The following is an 18,249-nucleotide window of genomic DNA, read 5'->3' on the forward strand; positions in this document are numbered from 1 at the left end:
GCTAAACAAATGAACGGCAGGGATGCGCGGAGGCTCGGTGCAGGTGTGGGAGCGGTTTCAACCGCGAAAGACCCAGGCAACGAGCCCGATCGCGAATGAATTAGCCCCCACAAGGAGCAGCCGGGGACTCAGTCGTCGTCCTGCGCGCCCTTCATGGATTCGTAGACTTCCACGGCATCGATCTGCAGCTCGTCAGCCAGCTCCAGCACGCGGGCCACGTCCTGCTTGTAGACCAGCACGGCCTGCAGGATGTCGTCTTCCATCGGGTCGCTGAAGCCCACCAGCACGTAACCGCCCTTTTCCGGGTAGAGAGCGCTGAGCTGGACCTGGATGCGGTGCATGGCACGCAGCGGGTCGACCTTCTTCAGCTGCTTGGGCTGGATGTTGAAGCTCACCTCGGGACCGAAGGAGGCGATGATCTGCGCCAGCAGGTCCGGGTAGTCGTCGGCGTGGAAGAGCACGGTCTCCGGAAGGCTGCCGACCACCACCCATTCGCCCAGGGGAATGGTGAAGCTGTCGTCGTAGTTGATGTCCGGGTTGGCGGCGAGGAAGGCCTCGGGATCGGCATAGGCCTGGGCGGCTTCGTCGGCGATCTTGTCGATTTCCTCATCCGACATGCAGCCCGAGCTGATTTTGGTGATGAGTTCGATCAGCTGCGTTTTCATCTGGAAAGGGTCCTGCGGGTGGGAAACAAGGCGTGAAGGATATAGGCAAGTCACCTTGCCGGCCATGCGCCCCCGGTTCGCCGCGCCCACAAAAAAGCCCGTCGCTAGGACGGGCTCTTGTGCAGCGGTCGCGGATCAGGCGCGCAGCTTGCCGCTCCAGTCCATCAGGCTGCGCCACAGGCACACGCCGACGAAGTAGGCCGAGGACAGGCCCCAGAGAGCGACCATCATGGATTTCAGGTCGGGGTACTGGATGATCAGGAACATGCTGCTGAGCATCCACACGAAGGTCACGGTGATGTTCAGCGGCATCAGCTTGCGCACGCGGAAGGGGTGCAGGAACTTCAGCTTGGTCAGCGTCAGCGCGGCCAGCACGCAGATGATCGCGAAGCTCGCCACCGGCGGCAGGTCGATCAGGTACAGGTACAGCGCAACGACGTTCCAGGCTGCCGGGAAGCCGACGAAGTAGTTGTCGCTGCTCTTCATGTTCAGGTTGCAGAAGCAGAACAGCGACGACACCAGGATCAGGCTCACGGTGGGCAGCACGGTGTAGTCAGGCAGCGGCACGTAGCGGTAGATGAAGAGCGCGGGGATGAATACGTAGGTCAGGTAGTCGATGACCAGGTCGAGGGTCGAACCGTCGAAGTTCGGCAGCATGGTGCTGGTCTGGACCTTGCGCGCGAAGCTGCCGTCCAGGCCGTCCACCAGCAGGGCGGCGCCGAGCCAGAGCAGGCAGTCGCGAGGCTGGTTGTCGAACAGAGCGAGGATGGCCATCAGGGCCAGTACCACGCCGGTGGCGGTCACGCCGTGAGCGGACCAGGCCTTGGCCTTGTTGACCATATTGATTTGAGTGGACACGTGCGTCTCTATTCCGCTGAGTGGGTGGCGTTAATCCGTAGACAACTGGATTTTCTTACGCGTTCATCAGATAACACTGACGACGATGCGCACAATGCCGAAAATTCTACTCGTTGCGCTACTAATTCGCTGCTAGGCCATTCACAAGCGACGGCGATTTCCTCCGCCGAGCGACCTGTTCCTTCCGGCCGCACGGCTCTGCAACGGGCTTCGGGCCCGGTGGCACCGCTTATCGGTCCACGTCCGTCCCCGATGGCTTGCATCGGCCGCCGACGCGCTGCACCCTAGCGACCTTTCCCACAGCTCCCGCTACCGGCATGAACCAGGCCCCCGACCCTTCGCGCTGCCCGCTCTGCGGCCTGGCCAACGACTGCGCCGAAGAATCCGCCAGCGGCCAGCCGTGCTGGTGCTTGCACACCCCGATCGACCCCGAGGCGCTGCGCCGCATCCCGCTGGACGCCCAGGGCAAGGCCTGCCTCTGCCCCCGCTGCGCCGGCCTGCTGGCGCCGGCAGAGCCGACCTGATGCGCCTCGACCGCCTGCTCGGCAACCTTCCCGACCTCAACCGCCAGGCCGCGCGCCTGCAACTGGCCACCGGGCATGTGCGGGTAAATGGTGTCGTGGCCACCGACGGCAGCCTCGAAGTGCGGGTGTTCGACCGCGTCACCCTCGACGAACGCGAAGTGCAGCCCGGCAAGCCGGCGCGCTATTTCATGCTGCACAAGCCCGCCGGCTGGGTCAGCGCCACCGAGCACCCCGAACACCCCACGGTGCTCGACCTGCTCGACGAGCCCGACAAGCACGAGCTGCACCTGGGCGGGCGCCTCGACCTCACCACCACCGGGCTGCTGCTGATCACCAACGATGGCCTCTGGTCGCGCCGCCTCACCCTGCCGCAGACCAAGCAGCCCAAGGTCTACACCGTGGAAACCGAGCAGGTGATCGACCCGGCCTGCATCGAGGCCTTCGCCCAAGGCCTCTACTTCGCCTACGAGGACCTCACCACCCGGCCCGCGCAGCTGGAGATCCTCGCCCCCCGCGCAGCGCGGCTGACCTTGCACGAAGGCCGCTACCACCAGGTCAAGCGCATGTTCGGCCACTTCCAGAACAAGGTGCTGCGCCTGCACCGCGAGAGCATGGGCGCCCTGCCCCTCGACCCGGCCCTGCGACCCGGGCAGTACCGCGCCCTTACACCCACCGAAATCGCCCTGTTCTGAGCCGCCGACGGTTGGCGCTCAATGAGTTGCAACTTCCGCGGTTCTCCTCTCTCTGAGAACCATCGGAGCGGCCCCGCCGGGGGCACTAGGTGAAACGGCGCGACAACCTCTTCGTCACAAGCCGACGGGCTGCACGGAAAAAGTGCCGATTCGCGCTTGCGGGGGTCATGGGTGTCTGCTTGAATCCAAACCGTAGGTCAGAGTGTGACCAATGAGTCACTCCAGCCTTCCAAGCGATCCGCAACACCCCGGCCTCACCCGCCGACATAGGTTTCCTGCCTGGTCAAAGTGCACTTCCGGCCCCTGAAAAGGGCGCTGGGAGCCCCGCTCTTTTTCGACCTAAGTTATTGAAAAATAAATAATTCCAAAAAAACCGCCTGACATTCTCTTGTCATCTCCAGGCGTTTATCTGACTGCCCGAATGCTCCGCGAACGAAGCGCCTCGCCTCGTCCGCACGACCCACTTGCGCCAGGAGGAAACGACATGAGGGCACAGACCCAGGTCGTCACGATCGACAGGAAGTACAAGGTATACACGGAGTTCTACGGCAACCCTCAAGCCAGTCGCACGATCATTCTGGTCAACGGCTCGCTGGCCACCACAGCCTCGTTCGCGCAAACGGTGAAGTACCTGCAACCGCAGTTCAACGTGGTGCTCTACGACCAGCCCTACGCCGGCCGCTCCAAGCCCCACAACGACCACAGCCGGCCGATCACCAAGGAAACCGAGGCGGAGATCCTCCTCGAACTCATCGAGCACTACCAGGCGGACTACCTCTCGTCCTTCTCCTGGGGCGGCGTCGCCACCCTGCTCGCCCTCGGCCAGAGCCCGGCGCGGATCAAGAAGGCGGTGATCAACTCCTTCTCGCCGATCCTCAACGAGCCGATGCTCGACTACATGAAGAACGGCATGAACTACCTGCAGGCCGTGGATCGCGAGAACGTCGGCGCCCTGGTCAACGGCACCATCGGCCGCTACCTGCCGACGCTGTTCAAGCGTTTCAACCACAAGCACGTCGCCAGCCTCGACGAGCACGAATACCGGCAGATGCACTTCCATATCCGCCAGGTGCTGTCGCTGGACGCCAACTGCTACGTCGATTGCCTCAAGGCGGTGGACATCCCGCTGCTGTTCATCAACGGCGAGCACGACGTCTACACATCCCCCAAGGACGCCCGGCTGTTCGCCGAGCACGTGCGTGATTGCCAGTTCGAAACCATCCGCAATGCCGGCCACTTCATCGACCTGGAACACAAGGCCGGCTGGCTGCAGACCCAACAGGTGCTGCTGGGCTTCCTCAACGCTCCCGCCAGTGCCCAGCAACCGCGTCACCTGCAGCACCAACCCACCCAGGCAATGGCCGTCTGACCGCCCCGCGCAGGCCCCCGCAACGGGGGCTTCCACCCCCCGCCTTCGAGAAAAGGCGTGCATCAAGTGCATGACCGGGCTTCATTTCGGCCAAGGCTTCTGGTAAAAAGGCGGCCTTGAAAGCGGGCGTCGTATAATGGCATTACCTGAGCTTCCCAAGCTCATGACGAGGGTTCGATTCCCTTCGCCCGCTCCAGACATTAAAAGGCCCGCGGTCTCATCGAGATGCGGGCCTTTTGCTTTTCAGCTTCCCCAGGTCGGCGCCGAGCGCAGCGAGGCCCAACGGTGCGAGGCTCGGCAATATCACGTTGGGCTTCGCACACTCGGCACCCACCTACATCCCCCTCCCCTCCGCATCGCGATAAGGCACTACCCGAATCGTGCGGATATCGGAAAAGAATACTTCGTCCGGGAAGCGCGACCTGCCATTGAAATCCATGGTCAGGAAATAGCCCTGCTCGTTAACGCCCTCAAGCGGCAGCACCACACCCACGATATGAAAGAATCTCCAAAGCACTTCCGGCCCCGTATCCCAGAAGACCAGTTCCATCAACACCGATTTGCCGAGGAACGATCGCGCCGTCGAGGGGATGACGGCAGGGGGATAGCTCTTCACTGCCCTATCCTCCCTTCTGAAAGGCTCTTGCTCCGCGTGTAGAGGAAGCCTTTGCATCCTTTCATAAGACTCCATACCCGCTCAAAACCGTTTGCCTCGAATGTTGTATCTGGCATGAGTTCCGCCGGGGGAATGATCCCGTGATGAACCATGGCTCGCGCGCGCTCAACATTCAGGCGCGGTCGCCAAACGGTGTGCTCCAAGTCCAACGGGCAGCCAGCCAGAGCGGCTGCGGCGAGGTCTTCCAGTTCCATGCTCGTTCCGTCACTATTCATGGCCATAACTGCGCAGGGCTTATGGATAAAATCCATATGGACAATATCCATAATTTAGAAATATGACAATAGTCCATAGCGAAATCGTCAATGTCTGAAGGAATGGCAGATAGGGCGCTGCTGTTGCTGGAGCAGACGAGCCTGAAAGATTTGGCTGAGGTCAACAGCAAGGAATACGTACGGTGGCAGAGCATCAAGCGGGGCCGCGCCCGCTTTAGCGCCGAAGAGCTGGAACAGCTCGGGGCGCTTTATCCCCAGTACCGCTGGTGGTTGATGACCGGCGAGGTCATGCCTGACGTCGGACAAACGAGCCCGGAATACGACGAAGCGCATCCCGCTTCGATCAAACCAAGCGCGGTATAGACACCGGAGCAACGGCTCCCGGGTTACCCCGGCGACAATTCGTCGAAGCCGAAGCTGTAATAGGGCTTCATCAGAATCACACTCTGTTCCCGTAGACTGGCTTCACTCCGCCCTCGCCTTCCGCCCTTCCAGCTTGGTCCGGTACATGGCGTTGTCCGCGTGCAGCATCAGCGCTTCGGCGGTGGTGCCGTCCTGGGGGTAGATGCTCAGGCCGATGCTGGCGCCGATCTCCAGGGGGCGGCCCTTGATGGCCACGGGGTCGGCCAGCGCGGTGAGGATCTTGTGCACGATGGCGCTGGCGGCCGCAGCGATGTCCGGGCCCTGGATCAGTACCACGAATTCGTCGCCGCCCAGCCGGGCGACCAGGTCGCCGCTGCGCACAGCGCCGCGCAGGCGCCGGGCGACGACGATCAGCACTTCATCGCCCACCGAGTGGCCCATGTCGTCGTTGATCTTCTTGAAGTCGTCGAGATCGATGAACAGCACCGCCAGCTCGTCGCCGCCTTCGCCCACGGTGCAGATGGCGCGCTGCAACTGCTGGAAGAACTGCCGCCGGTTGGGCAGGTCGGTGAGCGAGTCGTGGTCGGCCAGGTGGCGCAGCTCCTGCTGGTTGCGGCTCATCATTTCCATGTGCGACTTCAGTTCGCGGCGCATCAGGTCGAAGCCGCGGGCCAGCACGCCGATCTCGTCCTTGCGGGTGATGGGCAGCGCGACGTCGTGCATGTGCTCGGTCTGGAAGCTGCGCGCCGCGTGGCTGAGCATCTGCAGCGGCCGGGTCAGGGCACGGGAGAACAGCACCGCCAGCACCAGGGCCAGCACGCTGAACACCAGCACCATCTGGATGATGCTGCGCCCCAGCGAGCGCCCGCTGCCGAGCACGTCCTCCAGCGGGCGCGACAGACCGAGCACGACGAACTGGTCCTCCCCGTTGAGGCCGAACGGCTTGCGCACGAAGGCCATGATCTTGCCCTCGGCCCGGGTCGGCGCATCCAGGCCGTTGACCAGCACGCTGGGGGCCTGGCGGCTCAGCAGTTGCTGGGTATCGGCGAAGCTGTCCTGGATGAGGATGCGCCGCCCCTTGTCGAATCCGAAGGCCATCGCCGGTACGGGGTGCACGAGGAAGTCGCCCCACTGGTTGGCCAGGTACAGCTGGTGCCCCTGCGGCAGGTCCGCCTCCAGCTGTTCGAGGAAGCGCTTGAGGTCGACGTTGATGACCACCACCCCCTGCACCACCCCGTCCTTACCGGCCACGGGCGTGGCCACGCGCAGGGTCGGGGCGCCGTCGGCCGAATGGGCGCCGCGCTCGTGGTTGACCGTGATGGGCGCGAGGTACACCTGCCCCGGCTTGAGCAGCAGCGTTTCGAACACGTAGGGGAAATGGCCTTTCTCCTGCAGCAGCAAGCCGTCCACCTCGATCATCCGCTGGCCGTCGCGATCGAAGCGGATCACCTCGATGCCATGGTTCTGGCGGCTGATCAGGCGCACCTGGGAATACTGCGGATGCAGGCGCATCACCGTGGCGAAGACCCCGGCCAGGTGCGGCTTGGCACCAGTATCGCCCGGTCGCGAACCGAGACTGGCGACCAGCGCGCTGGAAGGCATGTCGGCCAGGGTCAGTGCGTCCGCGTCGATGTCGCTCAGCAACGAGGACAGGCGCTGGCCGAGCAGCTCGGTGGAGGTCAGCAGGTTGCCTTCGGCCTCCTTGACCAGCAGCGCCTGGTTGGCCGAATAGGAGAAATAGCCGGTGATCCCCGAGGAGAGGATGCCGATGCAGGCGAGCAGGATCGACAGCTTGACGGTCAGGCCCATGCGCATGGCTAGAACCTCTCCTCCCGGTCACCGGACACGATGCGGCTCCACAACGCCTCGCGGCGTCCCACATCCTCCACCGGCTGCAGCCAGATGAGCCGGGCGTCACCCGCCGGCTCCGTGGGCACCTCGCTGGTGTTGGCCAGGCCCTGGCGCTCGCTCAGCAGCCGGCCGACCCGGGGGTCGAGCATGTAGTCGATCCAGGCCAGTGCCAGTTCGCGGTTGGTGGCCGTGCGCGTCATGGCCCAGCAGTCCAGCCAGGCGATGGCACCCTCGTCGGGGATCACATAGCCCACGTCGGCCCCCGCCTGGCGCAACTGCGTCACCTGCTGCATGCCGTAGTTGGCGAACAGCAGCGCCGCCTTGTGCCGCAGGAACAGGTCGGTCGCCTCCTCCGGCAGGCTGTAGTACGCCAGCAGGTTGCGCCGCAGGGCCACCAGTTGCCCGGTCACCCGGCGAAAGTCATCGGCCCGCAGGTGGAAGGGATCGGCCAGCCCCAGCGTCAACGCGGTGAAGGAGAAGTTGTGTTGCGCGCTGTTGAAGGCCAGCACCTTGCCCTGGTAGCGCGGGTTCCACATCTCCGCCATCGAGCGCGGCGGCACCGGCACTTGCTGGCGATCGTAGATCAGCCCCATCGCCGCGTAGGTGAAGGGGACCGCATACACCTGCCCTTCGCGGGTCAGCCCCTCGATGGATTCGAGGTCCTGGAAGCGCGGCAACTGGTGGCGGGTGTTGGGCAGGCGGGCGAGGTCCAGCGGTTGCAGCATGCCGTTGCGGTAGTAGCGCTGGATCTCGGCGGTATTGGCGGCGAGCACGTCGAACAGCTCGCCGTCCTGCGCGTGCAGCTTGTCCCAGAGCGATTCGTCGGAATCCACCAGGGTCACCACGACCTTCACCTGGTGCTGCTGCTCGAACGTCTTCACCACATCCGCATCGGCGTAGCCCGGCCAGGCCAGCACGTGCAATACCACACCGTCCGCCGCCGAGGCCGGCAGCGTGGCGCACAAGGCACAAAGAACCCAGAACCAGCAGAGTCCGCGCATATCCCCGCCCTTGACGGAATTCGAAGGATGAAACGATTCCGAAGCATCAATCGACAGCACCCGCCCAGGCGTCCTCGCACCGGAACGGGAGCGGCCCCCTCGAACCTGACATAACCGGGCGACCGGCCTGCTTGCCCTGGCCGGATTGGAACCGTCGCTTCGGATTACCACACAGCATAGCGACGGCGCATGGCGTTTTGCTGGGAGATATGGCCAAAAGCCGCCATTGGCACGGAGGATCGGACAAACGGAGCGCAACGACGGCCCAGCAGCACCGTGCAGCCCGTGTCCTGACCCTGTAGTGGCCAGGACGGGGCACGAGGATCGGGCAACGATGGGACGCCAGTACCTGCTTCGTGCCCCTGGCGTCTCAGTCGCACACGCGGGCGATTCCTCTGCTACCGACTTGGTGGCTAAATAGGCCCCCTGTGAACGCCACCGACCAGGCCGCGCGTCCAACCCGTCGCACACGCATTGAAACGAGGACCGTCATGAAAACCGGTTTTGCACGCGTCATCTCCTCCCAGCCCCAGCAGCGCCCGGGGGTGGACGCATGATCGAAGTCACCGAAGTCCCCATCGCCGAGCTGCGCGCCGCGCTCGAATCCGGCCGTACCACCGCCGTCGAACTGGTCCAGGCCTACTTCGCCCGCATCGACGCCTACGACGGGCAGGACACCGCCACCGCCCTCAACGCCGTGGTGGTGCGCAACCCCGAGGCCCTGGACGAGGCGCACGCCTCCGACGCCCGCCGCGCCCGGGGCGAAACCCTCGGCCCGCTGGACGGCATCCCCTACACCGCCAAGGACAGCTACCTGGTGAAGGGCCTCACCGCCGCCTCCGGCAGCCCGGCCTTCGCCGAGCTGGTCGCCCAGCGCGACGCCTTCACCATCGAACGCCTGCGCGCCGCCGGTGCCATCTGCCTGGGCAAGACCAACATGCCGCCCATGGCCAATGGCGGCATGCAGCGTGGGGTCTACGGCCGGGCAGAAAGCCCCTATAACGCCGCCTACCTCACCGCGCCCTTCGCCTCCGGCTCCTCCAACGGCGCCGGCACCGCCACGGCCGCGAGCTTCGCCGCCTTCGGCCTGGCCGAGGAGACCTGGTCGAGCGGCCGTGGCCCCGCCTCCAACAACGGCCTGTGCGCCTACACGCCTTCTCGCGGGGTGATCTCCGTGCGCGGCAACTGGCCGCTGACGCCGACCATGGACGTCGTCGTGCCCTACGCCCGCACCATGGCGGACCTGCTCGAAGTGCTCGACGTGGTGGTCGCCGATGACCCGGACACCCGGGGCGACCTGTGGCGCCTGCAGCCCTGGGTGCCGATCCCCGCCGCCTCCAGCGTGCGTCCCGCCTCCTACCTGGAGTTGGCGGCGAAGCCCGAGGCACTGGCCGGCAAGCGCCTCGGCGTGCCGCGGATGTTCATCAATGCCGACCCGGAGGCCGGCACCAGCGAAGCCCCCGGCATCGGCGGCCCGACCGGCCAGCGCATCAATACCCGCGCCTCGGTGATCGACCTGTGGAACGCGGCCCGCCAGGCCCTCGAGGCCGCCGGCGCCGAAGTGATCGAGGTCGACTTCCCACTGGTCTCCAACTGCGAGGGCGACCGCCCCGGCGCACCCACCGTGTTCAACCGCGGGCTGGTGTCCAGGGAATTCCTCCACCACGAGCTCTGGGACCTCTCCGCCTGGGCCTTCGACGACTTCCTCCGCGCCAATGGCGACCCCAGGCTCAACCGCCTGGTGGACGTCGACGGGCCGAAGATCTTCCCCCACGACCCCGGCACCCTGCCCAACCGCGAGGGCGACCTGGCGGCGGGCATGGACGAGTACGTGAAGATGGCCGAGCGCGGCATCACGCCCTGGGACCAGATCCCCACCCTGCCCGACGGCCTGCGCGGCCTGGAGCAGACCCGCCGCATCGACCTCGAAGACTGGATGGACCGCCTGGGCCTTGACGCCGTGCTGTTCCCCACCGTCGCCGATGTGGGCCCGGCCGACGCCGACGTGAACCCCGAATCCGCCGACATCGCCTGGAGCAACGGCGTCTGGGTCGCCAACGGCAACCTCGCCATCCGCCACCTTGGCGTGCCCACGGTCACCGTGCCCATGGGCGTGATGGCCGACATCGGCATGCCCGTCGGCCTGACCTTCGCCGGTCGCGCCTACGACGACTCGACGCTGCTGCGCCTCGCCTCGGCCTACGAGGCCACCGGCAGCAAGCGCCGGGTTCCGCCGCGTACCCCGCCGCTGGCCCACAACTGATGAAACGGCGGGATCGGGGCTGCATGCACCGATCCCGCCTCCTCATCGCGAAGGCACTTGCTCCAGGCCCGGCCCTGGAGTACCAATCTGGTCCGCCCCGGGGATACGCACATGGACTTACTGGATCGCTACAAGGGATGCCTGCTCGGCCTGGCCAGCGGTGACGCCGTCGGTACCACCCTCGAATTCTTCCCGCCCGGCACCTTCAAGCCGATCGCCGACATGAACGGCGGTGGCCCCTTCGCCCTGGCGCCGGGCCAATGGACCGACGACACCTCGATGGCCCTCTGCCTCGCCGAAAGCCTGCTGGAGAAGAACGGCTTCGACGCCGCCGACCAGATGACCCGCTACCTCAACTGGTGGCAATGGGGCTACTGGAGCTCCACCGGGCAGTGCTTCGACATCGGCACCACCATCCGCGAGGCGCTGACCCACTACCAGGAATCCGGCCAGCCCTTCGCCGGCTCCAGCGACCCGGACACCGCCGGCAACGGCTCGCTGATGCGCCTCGCCCCGGTGGTGATGTACTACTTCCCCAGCCAGGAGGACGTCACCCACTTCGCCCAGCAGAGCTCGCGCACCACCCACGGCGCCGCCGAGGCGGTCGAGGCCTGCAAGCTCCTGGCCCAGGTCATCGCCAATGCCCTGGCCGGCAAATCCCGCGACCAGTTGCTCGACGCCTCCCCCGCCCTCTACCTGCAACCCGCCATCCGCGAACTGGCCAGCGGCAGCTTCATCGGAAAGCCCCGCGCGCAGATACGCGGCACGGGCTACTGCGTCGCCTCCCTCGAAGCCGCGCTCTGGTGCTTCTGGGTCACCGACTCCTTCGAAGCCGCCGTGCTCGAAGCCGCCAACCTGGGCGACGACGCCGACACCACCGCCGCCATCGTCGGCCAGGTCGCCGGTGCCTATTACGGCAAGCCCGGCATCCCGGCCAGGTGGCTCGGCAAGCTGCATCAAGGGGATGAGATAGAGGGGATCGCGTCGGCGCTGTATCAAGCAGCGGTCACACGAAACGCGGGATGACAGGTAGCCCGGGCTTCAGCCCGGGACATGCAGGTTGCCGCCAAGATCGAAGGCCCGGTCAGCTCCCGGGCTCGGGACAGGCAGTGGACGCCCCCGGCTTGAGCACGAACGTCGGATTGGCCTCGAAATCATCGCCATTGCGCAATGCGGTGGTCTGGGTCGCATAGCCCTTGCCTCTCACGCACCAGTTCCAGAAGAACGCCTGCGCCCCGTGGATCACGAAGAATTCGAGGCGCAGGTCCTTCACCTTGTAGAAGGTCGCGACACCTGCCGGATCGGTCATCGCCGTCGCCCTGAACTGCTCCCGGCCATAGGGATAGGCGCTGCTGATCAACACCACCTCGGCCGACTCCAGTGGCTGGCCCTGCTCGTTGCGCACCTGTACCTCGGCATAGGGCTGGAGGGTCTTGTAGACGGGGACGCAGGCGCAGAGGGTGGTGGCGGTCGCCAGCGCCAGGGCGGCTCTGGGTGTGCGGTGGCCCATTGTCATGTCTCGATCCCTGGGACGTGGATTAAGGAGTTGGAGGCCGACGTCAAGGAAATCCTGTGGGCCCGCTGTCGAGCAACGGCCCCCACTCGCAAAGATGGAGCCCGATACCTCATCAGTGCTGATCGCTATCTACTCGCAGGCTGCCCTATAGGCACCCGCAAGCCAACGATCAACCCGACCGGCAACCACAGCACGACCCAATAGGGGCTAGGCCGACTGAATATGGATGAGATATCCGACACCATCGCCACCAGGGCAAACACCAAGGCCGCCAGCGCCACACGGGCAGCGGGATCGGCACGCAGCCGCCACGCCTTGAGCAGCACAGAGCCAAGCAACAGCAGGAACAAGGCGAAGCCGATGACCCCGTACTCGAACCACAGCTGCAAGTACTGGCTATGGGCGCGATTCACCACGTCGCCCCATGGATAGCGGTAGATCAGGTCGACGCCGGCGCCCTTGCCCAGGATCCAGAACTCGGGCAGGCGGTCCAGCCAGTTCAGCCAGATCGGAACGCGCTGGCTGGTGCCCAGAAACCATTCATGCTCAACCCGCGACCAGAACACCACCATCATCAGCAGTATCGCCAGGGCGCCGATCAACAGAAGGATGCGCGCACGCCGTTGCGGGCTGAGCAGCAGCAGGGTCAGGCTGCCCGCCAGGGTCGAAAACCAGGCCCCGCGCGAGAAGGTCAACAGCACATACACCAACAAGCCTGCCAAGCCGACAAGCACCGGCAGCCAGGCCCATGCCTTGAGCTCACGCTCAACCAGGACGCTGAGCAGCAGGACGGCAAAGACCCCGTGATAAAGGCCCGCCGGGATGGGGTGTGAGAAATCCGCGAAACCGTGCCAGCCCAACTCTCGCAGCCGACCCGTGCTTCGGAGTACTTCGTAAGCTAGCGGCTTATCCAGAATGACAAACTGAACGATCAGAGTCAGCCAGGCAAAACAGCAGGCGAGCAGCACCGCGAGAGCCAGGGGGATCCCGATCACGCCTTTGCTCATCAGATGGCTGATCGTGAACACGTACAGCAGGATCAGCAGCGCCACCTTCAACCAGTAGCCTGGCCACTTTTCAGCGCCATCGAGGCTGCCACGCAGTACCACCCAGCTCAGCAAAGCCAGCAGCGCCAGAGCACAGGGCTGGCGCCACAGGGACAGTGCCAGGCGCTCGACCAGCAGCAGAACCAGCGCCGGCACGAACAGCAGCAGGTAGACCTGCGTGGCCTGACGGCTGCCATCGTTATTGAACAGAAAGCCGCTCAGTTGCACGAACAGGCCCAAGGCCAACAGGGCCAGACCGGGTCTCGACAGCAGGGCTCGCAAGGATTCCCAGGACATGGAGGGGCCGGCGCTCAGCATTGGGGCTGGTCCTTGTCCCGCGTCGCGGGTCTCAGGCGGGCAACGGCCAGCAGCAGCAAGTAACGGCTGTTGGTGCGCAGATAACGCCAGAGCAGGCGTCGAGGCTCCAGCAACAAGCGGAACAACCACTCCATGGCGATCCGCCGTACCCAGCGCGGTGCCCGTGGCAACTGGCCGGAAAGTACGTCGAAGGAGCCGCCTACTCCCATGCCCACCTTGACGCCCAGGCTCGACCAGTGGGTTTGCAGCAAGAGCTCTTTTTTCGGTGAGCTCATGCCGACAAACAGCATGTCCGCTCCACTGGCACGAACGCCCTGAATCACGTCGGCTTCCTCACTGGCCGTGAAGTAGCCATTGCGCATACCGACAATTCGCAAGCCGGGGTAACGGGCCAACAGGCGCTCGGCGGTCTGTTCGACCACCTCCTGGCGAGCGCCGAGCAAATACACCGAAGCCTTGGCCTCCGCGGCCATTTCGCACAGCAGCCCCATCAGGTCGATCCCCGCGCAGCGCGATGGTGCCTTGATGCCCAGCGCCTTGAGCCCCAGGGCAATGCCCGCGCCATCGATATGGACGCGCTCCGCCTCGTGCAGCGCCTGCATCAGTGAGGGGGTGGCGCGCGCGTCGACCAGCTTGGCGACGTTGAGCCCCTCCAGTCGCAGGCGACAACCGTCCGTGAGGGCCTGACGGGCCTGCTCGATCATTTCCCGGGTGCTGAGCAGATCCAGAGGGCACCCCAGGAATTCAATGCGGCGGCTATCCGGTTCGCTGTTCATGAGTGAGTGATTCTGTGTGGTGGGACGTTGGCGAGGTGCTGCGCAAGGTGGCGCCGCAAAGCAGCCAGAAGGCGCCTGTGCCGGAGACCGTGAGCAGGTGTTCGGAGCTGATCAGGGTAGTGGCAAGGCCCAGGGTCAGCCAGAACACTGCGAGCACCATGGGCTCGCGGTCCCTTCGGTAGCGGTTCCACAAGGCCAGGGACATGTTCAGGTAGAACCAGAGGAACAGCAGCGCGGCAGGCAGCCCCAGCTGAAACGCAATGCTGAAGATGGCCCCTTCCCCCCCGCCGATCAGCGTCTGTTGCTGCTGGGCCGCCTGTGCCCCCTGCGCACCGAGGCCGGCACCGAACAGCACGACCCTGGGCAGATCCTGCAGGTTCTTCTGCAACGCCATCCAGTGGCCGATGGTTGAACCGTCCAGGAAGTTGATGCTCATCTGGACAATGCTATAGGACGCCAACGCAATCACGCCGCAAGCAGCAGCAGCCACCAGCCAGCGCACGAAGCGATGACGAAACAGCGTGGTGCCGCTGGCCAGGTACCCGATCAGGGCCAGGCTGCCGGCCAGCATGGCGCCGCGCGTTCCTGACATCCAGACGCCCACGAACAGCACGCCGCAGAGCAACAGGCCGAGATAGCCGACGCGTTTTGGCGACCAGGCGATGGCCACCACGGCCACGACCGCCAGGAACATCCCCTGTGCCAAGGGCGCAGCCAGCAGACCGGCCGCCCGTCGTTCCAGCTCGATGCCGCCGTAGAAATTCCAGGGCAAGCCACTTTCCCAGTTGGCGCCCAACGCCATGCCCTTGATATCGCGCATGTAACGCGGATAGCCGATGGTCTCGGTCCAGAATGCCGTGTTCTGTTGCTCCCAGACGCCAAACAGCGTACTGGCGATGCCCAGCAGCACCAGCAGGGCGACACAGGTCCGCAACTGTCCGGGGCGGCGTACGCAGTAGAAACCCAGGAGGAAGAACAGCACGGGAATCATCAACGTGCCATAGGAGCCCAGCAGGATGCCCGACGACGCATTCACCCTGTTGACCAGCAGGTAGCTCAGCGCCACAGCGCTGTAGGCCACCAGCGGCAGCAACAGGCGCGCGGACAGACGGGTGCTGAGCAGACAGCAACCCGCGAGCACCACCACCAGCATGTCTCGCAGATTGCGCAGCAGCCCCACCCCTGGCCAGGCACCGTCGCCGTAAAGCCAGGCGCTACCGAGGTCGCCCAAGTGCACCCAGAGGATGATGAGCAGCAGTAGCCTGAACCTCATCGCGGCGCCTGCTCTTCACGATGGCGGCGATGCTGTCGCCAGCGTTGCCACTCGCCGACCAACCCCGGCCCCAGCACGCGTATGGCCATGGTCTTGAGCAGTGCCTTGAGCCGGTCCTTCGGGCCCCAGCCGACCCGTAAGATCCACTGATCGATCGCATCCACTACCTGCTCCGTTGCCGGTGCCACGGGTTGGCACATCGGCGTCGCCGGGCGCAAGGCCTCAAGCCACAGGGTCCCCTCCAGCGCCGTCAGCGGATGAACACCGCAGTACACCACCTGCAGTCCAGCCGCTTCGGCGAGGCGACGCAGGCTGTCGGTACAGAAATAGCTCAAGTGTGCCGGGTGGACGAACAAGCGGGTCTGCCAGTCGCTCATCAGATCAGGCACTTCCACCCACAGGCGGCCCCCATCGCGCAGGGCCCTGGCGGCCTGCTGAAGAAAACCGAGCGGGTCGATCAAGTGCTCGAGCACATGGAAGGCCACCACCCCATCCAGGCTCCGCTCCGGCAGATCGGCCAGGCTGTCGATGAAATGTACTTCAGCCCGCCCAAGCAGGGCCTGGCGCTGGGCCCCGTCCGGCTCACTGGCGCTCAGCTGCAGATCGCTACGCTGCTGCGCAGCCTGCCCGAGGAAGGCGCCGAACCCGGAGCCCATTTCGAACAGGTGTGCCTGTGGCGGCAGGTTCGCGCCAATCAGGGAAAACCGTTGGCGTGCCACGTCGACGTCGCCGCGCCAGGCAAAAAACCGTGCCATGCTGCGCCAGGGCACCTCAGCCGGGAACAGGCGGCGGTAGGGGCCGGTGTAAAAACGTACCAGCCCGGCTTCGCTGAAACCGGGGGCCAGATACACCGTGGCGCAATAACCACAACGCATGAGGGTCTGCCCGGAGTGGGCGTAGACCTCAGGCCAGAAGGCGCACTGCCCGGCACTGCTGCCACAGACGCGGCACTGGCCGGTAGCCACTGCCAGGCCCCAGTCGTCGACGCGCTCAGGCATAGACACTCCGGTACCAGAGGGCCACCGATAGCGCCCACCACAGCGTACTGTGGCTATGCGGACTGGCCAGATGCCCACGCAGCGCATTCAAGTCGAGGAAGGCGTCCAGTTCGGTCGGCAGATCGTCCAGCAGTTCGCGCCAGGGCAGTTGCGCCAGCAGGAACTGCTCGGCATGACCGAAGCCGGTATTTTTCGGCATGGCGACCAGCCGATCCGGCAGGACGCCCTTGAAGGCATCACGCAACAGACCCTTGGAGCGCCCGCTGCCCACGCGCTCAAGGGCCGGCGTTCGGAATGCACGCTCGACGAGGCGGAAATCCATGAACGGGCTGCGCAGTTCGATACCGGCACTCATGCTGTTGCGATCGGCCATCCGCAGTGCCATGGGCAGCAGGTTGTCCAGTTGGTCCTCGCGCATGCGCTGCTCCAGGCGGCAGCACATCCGCTCGCGCACGATTGCCAGGCGCTGTCGCTGGCACTCCCACAAGCCAGCACTCATCACCCCCACACTGGGGCGATGACGCCGCAGCAACGGCCCCAGCGACGCCAGCGGCAGGTCCCAGACCAGGCGGTTGAGCAGCAGCCCGGCAGGAAAGGTGCGCTGTCCGAGCAGGCGGGCCAACTGGAGCAGGTGTCCTGACCACAGTGCATCCCGGGCAGCCACGGAGTGATAGCGGGCGGAATAGCCGCCGAACAGCTCATCGGCCCCCTCACCGGACAGCACCACCTTGAATCCCTGATCAGCAATGGCGCGATAGGTCCTGAAACTGGCCAACACCGAAGGCGTGCTGAACGGTTCCCCCTGCACTGCAACCAGGCTCATCAGCTCTGCGGCCGACGGGATAGCGGTAAAACGCACCACATGATGAAGCTCGCCATGGCCGCTTTCGGCCATGAACTGTGCTGCCCGCGCCGACTCATCGAACACTGCCTGTTCGGTCGCGCTGTAGCCGTAGGTAAACGCCCCCTCGAGCCGCTGCCGGGGTTGTTGGCTGGCGTTGAGCGCCACCCGGGTAATGATCGAGCTGTCCAGACCGCCGGACAGCAGGCTGGCCACCGGCACGTCCGCTTGCAGGCGCAGGCGTACCGCATCCTCCACCATCTCCCGCAGCTCCGAACTGGACATCGGCTCGGCGCCGCCGGGTTCGGGCCAGTGATGGTAAGGCGCCTGACTGAAGCGGCCGGTTCGGCTCATCCGTCCGACCACGCCAGGCGTGACGGCCCGTATTCCCTGGAAAAAGGTGGCAGTGCCCTGCTCGGAGAACCCCGTAAGCAGGAAGTCGAACAGCTTTTCCGGGTTGGGCGCCGGATAACCCCCGAGCATTTCGGCAATGGCGCTGATTTCACTGGCCAGCGTCATCTGCCTGCCATCGTGATGCAGGTACAGGGGCTTTACGCCCAGACGGTCACGGCAATACACCAGGTCGCCACTGGGTGCATCCCAGAGCACCACGGCCCACATGCCGTTGCAGCGGGAAAACACCCCCTCGCCCCAGGTTCGCCAGCCATGCAGGAGCACCTCGGTATCGCCGTCGGTCACGAAGACACAGCCCAGCGCTCGCAGCTCTTCACGCAGTTCGACAAAATTGTAGATGGCACCGTTGAACACCAGCACCGTGCCCGTTACCGGGCAACGCATGGGCTGCCCGGCGGCACCACGGGTATCCAGAATGGCCAGGCGGCGATGCCCGAGCAACGTCGGCGGCACCGCCTCGACCATCAGCAGCCCCTCGGCATCGGGGCCGCGGCGGGCCAGGCGGGCCAGGGCACGACTCGCCCGCGACTGCAGGTCCGGTATCTCGTACAGCGCACGTACCGCGATCAGGCCACACATGGTCGACACCC

At 65.2% G+C, this 18,249-nt stretch carries 18 protein-coding genes and 1 tRNA gene; 7 read left to right on the forward strand and 12 right to left on the reverse strand.

The annotated features are described in order from the left end of the window. Positions 1-128: 128 nt before the first annotated feature. Both ACYJSS_RS15365 and pcsA read right to left on the reverse strand, forming a co-directional pair. Positions 129-665, reverse strand: a complete 537-nt coding sequence (locus tag ACYJSS_RS15365) for a hypothetical protein (RefSeq protein WP_111261059.1) — start codon at positions 663-665, stop codon at positions 129-131. Positions 666-800: 135 nt separating this feature from the next. Next, on the reverse strand, positions 801-1,505 hold the full coding sequence (pcsA, locus tag ACYJSS_RS15370; RefSeq protein ID WP_111261058.1) for a phosphatidylcholine synthase: 705 nt from the start codon (positions 1,503-1,505) through the stop codon (positions 801-803). A gap of 335 nt (positions 1,506-1,840) precedes the next feature. Between pcsA and ACYJSS_RS15375 the strand changes: the two genes are divergently transcribed. The 4 genes from ACYJSS_RS15375 (at position 1,841) to ACYJSS_RS15390 (ending at position 4,304) form a co-directional block, all read left to right on the forward strand. Beyond that, positions 1,841-2,047, forward strand: coding sequence for a cysteine-rich CWC family protein (locus tag ACYJSS_RS15375; protein ID WP_111261057.1), 207 nt, complete (start codon positions 1,841-1,843; stop codon positions 2,045-2,047). Further along, positions 2,047-2,739 (forward strand): pseudouridine synthase, encoded by a 693-nt coding sequence (locus tag ACYJSS_RS15380; RefSeq protein WP_111261056.1) that lies wholly within the window; start codon positions 2,047-2,049, stop codon positions 2,737-2,739. The genes ACYJSS_RS15375 and ACYJSS_RS15380 overlap by 1 nt, the downstream gene beginning before the upstream one ends. Before the next feature lie 484 nt (positions 2,740-3,223). After that, a complete protein-coding gene (locus ACYJSS_RS15385; protein ID WP_111261055.1) occupies positions 3,224-4,108 on the forward strand; it encodes an alpha/beta fold hydrolase in 885 nt (294 codons plus the stop codon). 122 nt (positions 4,109-4,230) lie between these two features. After that, a tRNA-Gly gene (locus ACYJSS_RS15390) sits at positions 4,231-4,304 on the forward strand. Positions 4,305-4,442: 138 nt separating this feature from the next. On the opposite strand, the gene ACYJSS_RS15395 is transcribed toward ACYJSS_RS15390, so the two are convergent. Together ACYJSS_RS15395 and ACYJSS_RS15400 are read right to left on the reverse strand one after the other, a co-directional pair. Then, a complete protein-coding gene (locus tag ACYJSS_RS15395; protein ID WP_111261102.1) occupies positions 4,443-4,724 on the reverse strand; it encodes a hypothetical protein in 282 nt (93 codons plus the stop codon). Then, positions 4,721-4,978, reverse strand: a complete 258-nt coding sequence (locus ACYJSS_RS15400; protein ID WP_236206159.1) for a hypothetical protein — start codon at positions 4,976-4,978, stop codon at positions 4,721-4,723. The genes ACYJSS_RS15395 and ACYJSS_RS15400 overlap by 4 nt, the downstream gene beginning before the upstream one ends. A 111-nt stretch (positions 4,979-5,089) precedes the next feature. On the opposite strand from ACYJSS_RS15400, the gene ACYJSS_RS15405 reads away from it, so the two are divergent. After that, positions 5,090-5,362, forward strand: a complete 273-nt coding sequence (locus ACYJSS_RS15405) for a DNA-binding protein (RefSeq protein ID WP_111261054.1) — start codon at positions 5,090-5,092, stop codon at positions 5,360-5,362. Positions 5,363-5,464: 102 nt separating this feature from the next. On the opposite strand, the gene ACYJSS_RS15410 is transcribed toward ACYJSS_RS15405, so the two are convergent. Both ACYJSS_RS15410 and ACYJSS_RS15415 read right to left on the reverse strand, forming a co-directional pair. Next, positions 5,465-7,177, reverse strand: a complete 1,713-nt coding sequence (locus ACYJSS_RS15410; RefSeq protein WP_111261053.1) for a diguanylate cyclase domain-containing protein — start codon at positions 7,175-7,177, stop codon at positions 5,465-5,467. Positions 7,178-7,179: 2 nt separating this feature from the next. Continuing rightward, the gene (locus tag ACYJSS_RS15415) at positions 7,180-8,214 is read right to left on the reverse strand and encodes an ABC transporter substrate-binding protein (RefSeq protein ID WP_111261052.1); all 1,035 of its coding nucleotides are present in this window, start codon (positions 8,212-8,214) and stop codon (positions 7,180-7,182) included. A 553-nt stretch (positions 8,215-8,767) separates the two neighbouring features. Between ACYJSS_RS15415 and ACYJSS_RS15420 the strand changes: the two genes are divergently transcribed. Further along, a complete protein-coding gene (locus ACYJSS_RS15420) occupies positions 8,768-10,477 on the forward strand; it encodes an amidase (protein WP_236206158.1) in 1,710 nt (569 codons plus the stop codon). 111 nt (positions 10,478-10,588) lie between these two features. After that, positions 10,589-11,503 (forward strand): ADP-ribosylglycohydrolase family protein, encoded by a 915-nt coding sequence (locus tag ACYJSS_RS15425; RefSeq protein ID WP_236206157.1) that lies wholly within the window; start codon positions 10,589-10,591, stop codon positions 11,501-11,503. Positions 11,504-11,561: 58 nt separating this feature from the next. Here ACYJSS_RS15425 and ACYJSS_RS15430 read toward each other — a convergent pair whose 3' ends face one another. The 6 genes from ACYJSS_RS15430 to asnB form a co-directional block, all read right to left on the reverse strand. Further along, positions 11,562-11,993, reverse strand: a complete 432-nt coding sequence (locus ACYJSS_RS15430; protein ID WP_236206156.1) for a hypothetical protein — start codon at positions 11,991-11,993, stop codon at positions 11,562-11,564. A gap of 125 nt (positions 11,994-12,118) precedes the next feature. After that, entirely contained in the window at positions 12,119-13,357 is a 1,239-nt protein-coding gene (locus ACYJSS_RS15435; RefSeq protein WP_236206155.1) for an O-antigen ligase family protein, read from the reverse strand. After that, complete coding sequence (locus ACYJSS_RS15440; protein WP_111261048.1) at positions 13,351-14,133, reverse strand: WecB/TagA/CpsF family glycosyltransferase; 783 nt, start codon at positions 14,131-14,133, stop codon at positions 13,351-13,353. The genes ACYJSS_RS15435 and ACYJSS_RS15440 overlap by 7 nt, the downstream gene beginning before the upstream one ends. Next, positions 14,114-15,406, reverse strand: coding sequence for a hypothetical protein (locus ACYJSS_RS15445; RefSeq protein WP_111261047.1), 1,293 nt, complete (start codon positions 15,404-15,406; stop codon positions 14,114-14,116). The genes ACYJSS_RS15440 and ACYJSS_RS15445 overlap by 20 nt, the downstream gene beginning before the upstream one ends. Further along, entirely contained in the window at positions 15,403-16,404 is a 1,002-nt protein-coding gene (locus ACYJSS_RS15450; protein WP_111261046.1) for a class I SAM-dependent methyltransferase, read from the reverse strand. The genes ACYJSS_RS15445 and ACYJSS_RS15450 overlap by 4 nt, the downstream gene beginning before the upstream one ends. Then, the gene (gene asnB / locus ACYJSS_RS15455) at positions 16,397-18,238 is read right to left on the reverse strand and encodes an asparagine synthase (glutamine-hydrolyzing) (RefSeq protein ID WP_236206154.1); all 1,842 of its coding nucleotides are present in this window, start codon (positions 18,236-18,238) and stop codon (positions 16,397-16,399) included. The genes ACYJSS_RS15450 and asnB overlap by 8 nt, the downstream gene beginning before the upstream one ends. Between the last annotated feature and the right edge of the window lie 11 nt (positions 18,239-18,249).

This window comes from Pseudomonas sp. No.21, from assembly GCF_054558415.1.